6 protein-coding genes are annotated in these 6,776 nt (G+C 75.5%); 2 read left to right on the top strand and 4 right to left on the bottom strand.

Features of this window, described 5'->3' with window-relative positions; translation table 11 throughout:
- The 3 genes from ACWENR_RS04470 to ACWENR_RS04460 all read right to left on the bottom strand — a co-directional run.
- Nucleotides 1-2,438, bottom strand: a 2,438-nt coding sequence (locus tag ACWENR_RS04470; protein WP_452275652.1) for an ATP-dependent helicase, incomplete at its 3' end; no start/stop codon positions are given.
- A 114-nt stretch (nt 2,439-2,552) separates the two neighbouring features.
- Nucleotides 2,553-3,098, bottom strand: coding sequence for an LOG family protein (locus tag ACWENR_RS04465; RefSeq protein WP_452275651.1), 546 nt, complete (start codon nt 3,096-3,098; stop codon nt 2,553-2,555).
- Nucleotides 3,099-3,100: 2 nt separating this feature from the next.
- The gene (locus ACWENR_RS04460) at nt 3,101-3,961 is read right to left on the bottom strand and encodes an LOG family protein (RefSeq protein ID WP_452275650.1); all 861 of its coding nucleotides are present in this window, start codon (nt 3,959-3,961) and stop codon (nt 3,101-3,103) included.
- A 155-nt stretch (nt 3,962-4,116) separates the two neighbouring features.
- Between ACWENR_RS04460 and ACWENR_RS04455 the strand changes: the two genes are divergently transcribed.
- Nucleotides 4,117-4,281 carry a hypothetical protein gene (locus ACWENR_RS04455; RefSeq protein WP_452275649.1) on the top strand — a complete coding sequence of 55 codons (165 nt, stop codon included), beginning with the start codon at nt 4,117-4,119 and terminating at the stop codon, nt 4,279-4,281.
- Nucleotides 4,282-4,606: 325 nt separating this feature from the next.
- Here the strand turns inward: ACWENR_RS04455 and dapE are convergent, their stop codons facing one another.
- Nucleotides 4,607-5,680 carry a succinyl-diaminopimelate desuccinylase gene (dapE, locus tag ACWENR_RS04450; protein WP_452275648.1) on the bottom strand — a complete coding sequence of 358 codons (1,074 nt, stop codon included), beginning with the start codon at nt 5,678-5,680 and terminating at the stop codon, nt 4,607-4,609.
- Between the two features lie 128 nt (nt 5,681-5,808).
- Between dapE and dapD the strand changes: the two genes are divergently transcribed.
- Nucleotides 5,809-6,765, top strand: coding sequence for a 2,3,4,5-tetrahydropyridine-2,6-dicarboxylate N-succinyltransferase (dapD, locus tag ACWENR_RS04445; protein ID WP_452275647.1), 957 nt, complete (start codon nt 5,809-5,811; stop codon nt 6,763-6,765).
- The last annotated feature ends 11 nt before the right edge of the window (nt 6,766-6,776 follow it).

Genomic DNA, 6,776 nt, shown 5'->3' with positions numbered 1-6,776 from the left:
GCGCCGTCCGGACCGGCCGGGGACGGGGGTACGCCGTCCGGGCCGGACGCGGGCGGGGGCGCGCCGTCGTCCGGCGGGGGCGGGTCGGTCGGGCCCAGCTCGTAGAGGAAGCGGCTGGGCTGCTCCTCGTGGTCGTCGCCGCCCACGGCGGCGGAGGCGACCGCGCTGACCAGCAGCCGCCGCCGGGCCCGGGTGACCGCCACGTGGAACAGCCGCCGCTCCTCGTCGAGCAGCGCCGAGGTCTGCCCGACCATCGTGGCCACCCTGCCGGCGCCGGCGGCCCGGCCGGCGAGCACGTCGACCAGCCGCTCGGAGCCGAGGAGGCTGCCGCGCAGCCGCAGGTCGGGCCAGACACCCTCCTGCACCCCGGCCACCGCCACCAGGTCCCACTCCAGCCCCTTCGCGGCGTGCGCGGTGAGCAGGCGCACCGCCTCGCCCCGGTCGGCGGTCGGGGCGAGGGTGTCGGCCGGCAGGTCCTGGGCGAGGACGTGGTCGAGGAAGACCTCGGTGCGCGCGCCGGGCAGCCGGTCGGTGAACCGGGCCGCCGCGTCGAAGAGCACCATCACGGCGTCGAGGTCCCGGTCGGCGGCCTCGGCGCGGCGACGTCGGGCCACGTCCCCCTCGCCGGTCACGGTCTGGCCCCGGCCGATCGCCGCGGACCACAACTCGGCCAGGCCGCTGGCCCGCCAGACCGCCCAGAGCACGTCCTCAGCGGTCGCGCCGGGTCGCGCGGCGGTCTCCCGCGCGACCGCCAGCAGCCCGGCCACCGTCTGCGCCGGCTCGGCCCAGCGTCGCTCGATCCCGGCCAGCTCGGCCGGGTCCCGCAGCGCCTCGACGATCAGCTCGCCGGAGGGCCGGCGGTCGCCGGCGGCCAGCGCCAGGGCCCGGAGCCCCTGCCGCAGCCGCCGCTCGGCCAGCGGGTCGGCACCGCCGAGCGGCGAGTGCAGCAGCGCGACGGCGGCCTCCTCGTCGAGCCGCTCGGGCTCCAGCGCGCAGCGCAGCAGGAGCAGCAGCGGCGCGACCGCCGGTTGCAGGTGCAGCGGCAGGTCCTCGCCGTGCACCACGGTGGGCACCCCGGCGGCGTGCAGCGCGCGCTGCAGCGAGGGCAGTTGCCGCCCGGTGGAGCGCACCAGCACGGCCATCTCCGACCACGGCACGCCGCCGAGCAGGTGCGCCTCGCGCAGCGCGTGGGCCAGCCAGGCCGCCTCGCTCGTGGCCGAGCGGAAGGTACGCACCTCCACCGAGCCGGGCGGCGCGTCGGGCAGCGGATGCTGCCTGCGGTGCGCGGCCGGGCCCCGCAGCCGCCGCGCCAGCCGGCCGGACGCGGCGAGCAGCCGGGAGCCGGCCCGGTAGGAGGTGGTCAGCACCACCTGCGCCGCCGGCGCGCCGGAGGCGGTGCGGAAGCGGTGGGCGAACGTGGTCACCACCGCGGGATCCGCGCCGCGGAAGGCGTACGTGGACGAATCCGGGTCGGCGAACGCCACCAGGGACTTGCCGCCGCCGGCCACCGTCGCGAGCAGCTCCTGCTGGGCGGGGTCGGTGTCGGCCAGCTCGTCGACGTAGACGTGGGCCAGCCGGCGGCGCTCGGCCGCGAGCAGCTCCGGATCGTCGAGCAGCATCCCGGTGGCGGCCCGGACCAGCTCGGCCGGGTCGTACGCGACGGAGCCACGGTTGCTCACGTCGCGCAGGGCGAGCACGGCCACGTACTCCCGGAGGAAGCGCGCGGCTGCCGGCCAGTCGGCGCGGCCGAGCTTCTCGCCCAGCCGGGCCAGCTCGACGGGCCCGACGCCGCGCTCGGCGGCGCGCATCAGCAGGTCGCGCAGTTGCGCGGCGAAGGCCCGGGTGCGCAACGCGGGGCGCAGGTCCTCCGGCCAGCCGACCGGGTCGTCGCCCGGCTCCTCGCCGACCACGTCGAGCAGCTCGCGGATGATCAGGTCCTGCTCCGGGCCGGTGAGCAGGCGCGGGGACGGCTCGCCCCGCTCGGCCGCCGCGCGGCGCAGCAGCCCGAAGGCGTAGGCCGGGAAGGTGCGGACCAGGGGCTCGCGCAGCACCCGGTGCCCGCCGCCGGCCGCCCGCGCCTCGATCCGCTGGCGCAGCGCGGTGGCGCCCCGGCGGCTGAAGGTGAGCACCAGGATCCGCTCCGGGTCGACGCCCTCGGCCACGCGCGCGGCGACCGCCTCGACCAGCGTGCTGGTCTTGCCCGTGCCGGGGCCGCCGAGCACCAGCATCGGCCCGTCGGTGTGTGCGACGACCTCCGCCTGGCGCGGATCGGCCAGCCGCGCCGGCTGAGGGTGCGCGTCGCCGCCGGCCGGCCCACCGGACCGCCGCTCGCCCTCGGTCGGCCCGTCGGACCGACCGTCCCCCCGGGCCGGCCCGCCGGACCCGCGGTCCCCCCGGGCCGCCTCGGCAGGCCGGCGCACCAGCCGGTACGCCTGCATCCACCCATCCCACCACGCCCGTACGACACCCCCGCCCCGCCACCCCGCTCGTCGACGACGGGGGCGGGGCGCTGCCGACCTCGTGGCCGGCGCGCCGACGGGGTGGGTGGGAGGTCAGGTCAGCCGGCGCTCCAGGGCGTCCAGGGCGGCGGGGATCGTGTCGGTCACCGCGAGCAGGTCCAGGCCGGCGGGCTTGAGGAAGGTCTGGTCGGCCAGGGCGCCCAGCCAGTCGAGCATCGGGCGGTAGAAGCCGTCGGTGTCGACCAGCACCATCGGCTTCGCGTGCAGGGCGAGCGTCGCGGTCGTCCAGACCTCGAACAGCTCGTCCAGCGTGCCGAGGCCGCCGGGCAGGGTGAGGAACGCGTCCGACTTGTCGATCATGATGGTCTTGCGGCTGCCCATCGAGTCGGTGACGAGCAGCTCGTCCGACGCCAGGTCGGCGACCTCCAGGTCGACCAGCGACTGCGGGATCACCCCGATCGTCCGGCCGCCGGCCGCCCGCGCGCCGTCCGCCAGCGCGCCCATCATGCCGACGCACCCGCCGCCGCTGACCAGCGTGTGCCCGCGCCGGGCGATCTCCGCGCCCGTCTCGGCCGCGAGGTCCAGCCAGCGCTGGTCGAGGGTACGCGACGAGGCGCAGAAGACACAGATCGCTGCCACGCTCAGCGCTCCCGGCTCTCGTCGCTCGCCTCGGCGGCGGCCCGCTGGTCGGCGGCGGTGACGGCGACCGCCTCCTCGCGGACGGCCTCCTGCTCGGCGGAGAGGGTCGCCTCGGCCTCGACGATGTGCCGGACCGCCGAGTCGACGTCGTCGGTCACGCAGATCAGCTCCAGGTCGACCGGCCCGATCTTGCCGTCGGCCGCCATGGTGTCGCGGAGCCAGTCGAGCAGGCCCCGCCAGTAGTCGACGCCCATCAGCACCACGGGGAACCGGGTGACCTTGCCCGTCTGCACCAGGGTGAGCGCCTCGAAGAGCTCGTCCATGGTGCCGAACCCGCCGGGCAGCACGACGAACGCCTGCGCGTACTTGACGAACATCGTCTTGCGGGCGAAGAAGTAGCGGAAGTCGATGGCCAGGTCGACCCAGTCGTTGAGGCCCTGCTCGAAGGGCAGCTCGATGCCGAGCCCCACGGAGACCCCGCCGGCCTCGCTGGCGCCCCGGTTGGCCGCCTCCATCACGCCCGGCCCGCCGCCGGTGATCACCGCGTAGCCGGCCCGGGCCAGGGCCGCGCCCAGCGCCTCGGCCATCCGGCACTCCGGGCTCTCGGGCCGGCTGCGCGCGGAGCCGAAGACGCTCACCGCGGGCGGCAGGTCGGCGAGGGTGTCGAAGCCCTCGACGAACTCGGAGAGGATGCGCAGGGCCCGCCAGGCGTCCTTGGTCTTCCAGTCGCCGCGCCCCCGCGAGTCGAGCAGGCGCTGGTCGGCGGTGCTGTCGGTGATCGCCTGCCGCCGCAGCGTCACGGCTCCCCGGTGCCGTTCCCGTCCCGGCTCGCGGCCGGCCTCCCGCCCGTTGCTCTGACCCATGGGAGCAACCGTAGTGGAGCGGCACCCGCCGGGTGCGCGGGGCGACCAGCTCGAAAAATAGTTCCGGATCTTGGGCAACGAATTCTGTCGCTCGTACGTCTTACTATTCACATACCGGGTATGCCCCGGCACGCGCCTTCGGGGGAGGAGCCAGCGTGATCAGCAACAGCGAGATGATCCGGATCCGGCGGCAGATGCAGCGCCGGATCCGCGACGTGGTGGCCGAGCGCCGCCGCGCCCGCCTGATGGAGCCGTCCGCCGCCGACCAGGGCGGCCCGACCGACGCCCGGTCCACCGCCGACACGTCCGCCGCCGTCTGACGACGCCGCCGAGACGTCCGCCGCCGTCCGACGACGCCGGCGACCCGACCTCGGCCGGGAGGCCCGCGACACCGAGCACCGCTCGGCTGACGCGGGCCTCCCGGTCACGTGCGTAAGGAACCCCGACAACCGACCGGAGCGCGGCCCCCGCCGGGACGCCGGCACCCGGCCGAGGCACGCCCGCCAGAACGCCAGCACCCGGCCGAGGCACGCCCGTCAGGTCGCCGGCGCCCCACCGGAACACGCCCGCCGGAGCGCCGGCACCCCACCGGGACACGCACCGCCAGAGCGCCGGAGCGCCGGCACCCGGCCGGGGTACCGCCGGTCAGGCGGAGGCGAGCCAGCGGTGCAGCGTGGCGGCGCCGTCCCGGATCTTGCTGATCTCGACGTGCTCGTCCGGGTGGTGGGCGAGGTTCGGGTCGCCGGGACCGAAGTTCAGCGCCGGGATGCCCATCGCCGCGAACCGGGCCACGTCGGTCCAGCCGAGCTTGCCGATCGGCGCGGCGCCGACCGCCGCGAGGAACTCCCGGGCGGGGGCGGCCTCCAGCCCGGGCAGGGCGCCGGCCGCCGAGTCGGTGATCCGCACCTCGAACCCGGCGAAGACCTCGCGCAGGTGCGCCTCGGCCTCCGCCGGGGTGCGGTCCGGCGCGAACCGGTAGTTGACCTCGACCTCGCAGTGGTCCGGGACCACGTTGCCGGCCACGCCGCCCTGGATGCGGACCGCGTTCATCCCCTCCCGGTAGTCGCAGCCGTCGATCGTGACGCGCCGGGCCTCGTACCGGGTCAGCCGGTCGAGCACCTCGCCCGCCGCGTGGATGGCGTTCACGCCGTGCCAGGAGCGGGCCGAGTGGGCGCGTACGCCGGTGGTGGTGACGACCGAGCGCATGGTGCCCTGGCAGCCGGCCTCGACGATGCCGTGCGTCGGCTCCAGCAGCAGCGCGAAGTCCGCCTCCAGCCACTCCGGGTGCGCCTCGGCGACCAGGAAGAGGCCGTTGTACCTGGACTCGATCTCCTCGGCCTCGTAGAAGAAGTACGTCACGTCGTAGCGCGGGTCCGGCAGGGTCACCGCCAGGTGCAGCGCGTACGCCACCCCGGACTTCATGTCCGAGGTGCCGCACCCGTACATCAGGTCGCCGCGCATGCTCGACGGGAAGTTGTTGTTCAGCGGCACCGTGTCCAGGTGCCCGGCGAGCACCACCCGCTGGCCCCGGCCCAGGTCGGTCCGTGCCATCACGGTGTTGCCGTGCCGGTAGGTGGTCAGGTGTGACACACCCCGCAGCACCTCCTCCACGCAGTCGGCGATGGCCTTCTCGTTGAGGGACACGGACTCGATGTCGACCAGCGCCCGGGTCAGCGCCACCGGATCGGCCAGGACCTCGGGGGTCAGCGGGTTCTCCATGGTTCGCACGGTACCGTCAGGTCGGGTGAGCGCGAGGAGCGAGCGTTCCCGGGTGGCCGTCGTGGGAGACGGCCGCGCGGGGCGCGGGGCGGGTCCGCGACCCGCAGCCACGAACGAGAGGTGAATCAGTGACGTCCGAATCCGCCTGGGGCATCGGCCTGGCCACCGTGACCGCTGACGACCAGGTGCTCGACACCTGGTATCCGACCGGCAAGCTGGGGCTCGGCGAGCTGCCGCTGGTCGCCGGCGAGGACGAGGCGGACGTGCTGGACCTGCCGCCGGGAGCGGTCGGCGACCGGGCGCTGCCCGGGCTGCGTACCGTCCAGGTGGTCACCGTGATCGGCTCGCTGGACGACCCGATCAAGGACGCCGCGGACGCGTACCTGCGGCTGCACCTGCTCTCTCACCGCCTGGTGCGGCCCAACGAGCTCAACCTCGACGGCATCTTCGGCAAGCTGGCGAACGTGGCCTGGACCTCCGCCGGGCCGTGCCCGCCGGAGCGGGTGGACGAGCTGCGGGTCATCGAGCGGGCCGCCGGCCGCCACCTGGCCGTCCACGGGGTGGACAAGTTCCCCCGGATGACCGACTACGTGGTGCCCTCGGGCGTGCGGATCGCCGACGCCGACCGGGTGCGGCTCGGCGCGCACCTGGCCGCCGGCACCACCGTCATGCACGAGGGCTTCGTCAACTTCAACGCCGGCACCCTCGGCACCTCGATGGTCGAGGGCCGGATCGTGCAGGGCGTGGTGGTCGGCGACGGCTCCGACATCGGCGGCGGCGCCTCGATCATGGGCACCCTCTCCGGCGGCGGCACCGAGCGGGTGCGCATCGGCGAGCGCAGCCTGGTCGGGGCCAACGCCGGCGTGGGCATCTCGCTCGGCGACGACTGCGTGGTCGAGGCCGGCTGCTACATCACCGCCGCCTCCAAGATCACTTTGCCGGACGGCCGGGTGGTCAAGGCCCGCGAACTCTCCGGCGTGGACAACCTGCTGTTCTGGCGCAACTCGGTCACCGGCGCGCTGGAGGCGAGGCAGCGCGCCGGCCGGGGCATCGAGCTGAACGCCGCGCTGCACGCCAACGACTGATGGCACCCGCC

The sequence above is a fragment of the Micromonospora sp. NPDC004336 genome (assembly GCF_053602615.1).
This window is presented reverse-complemented; position numbering and strand designations above follow the sequence as displayed.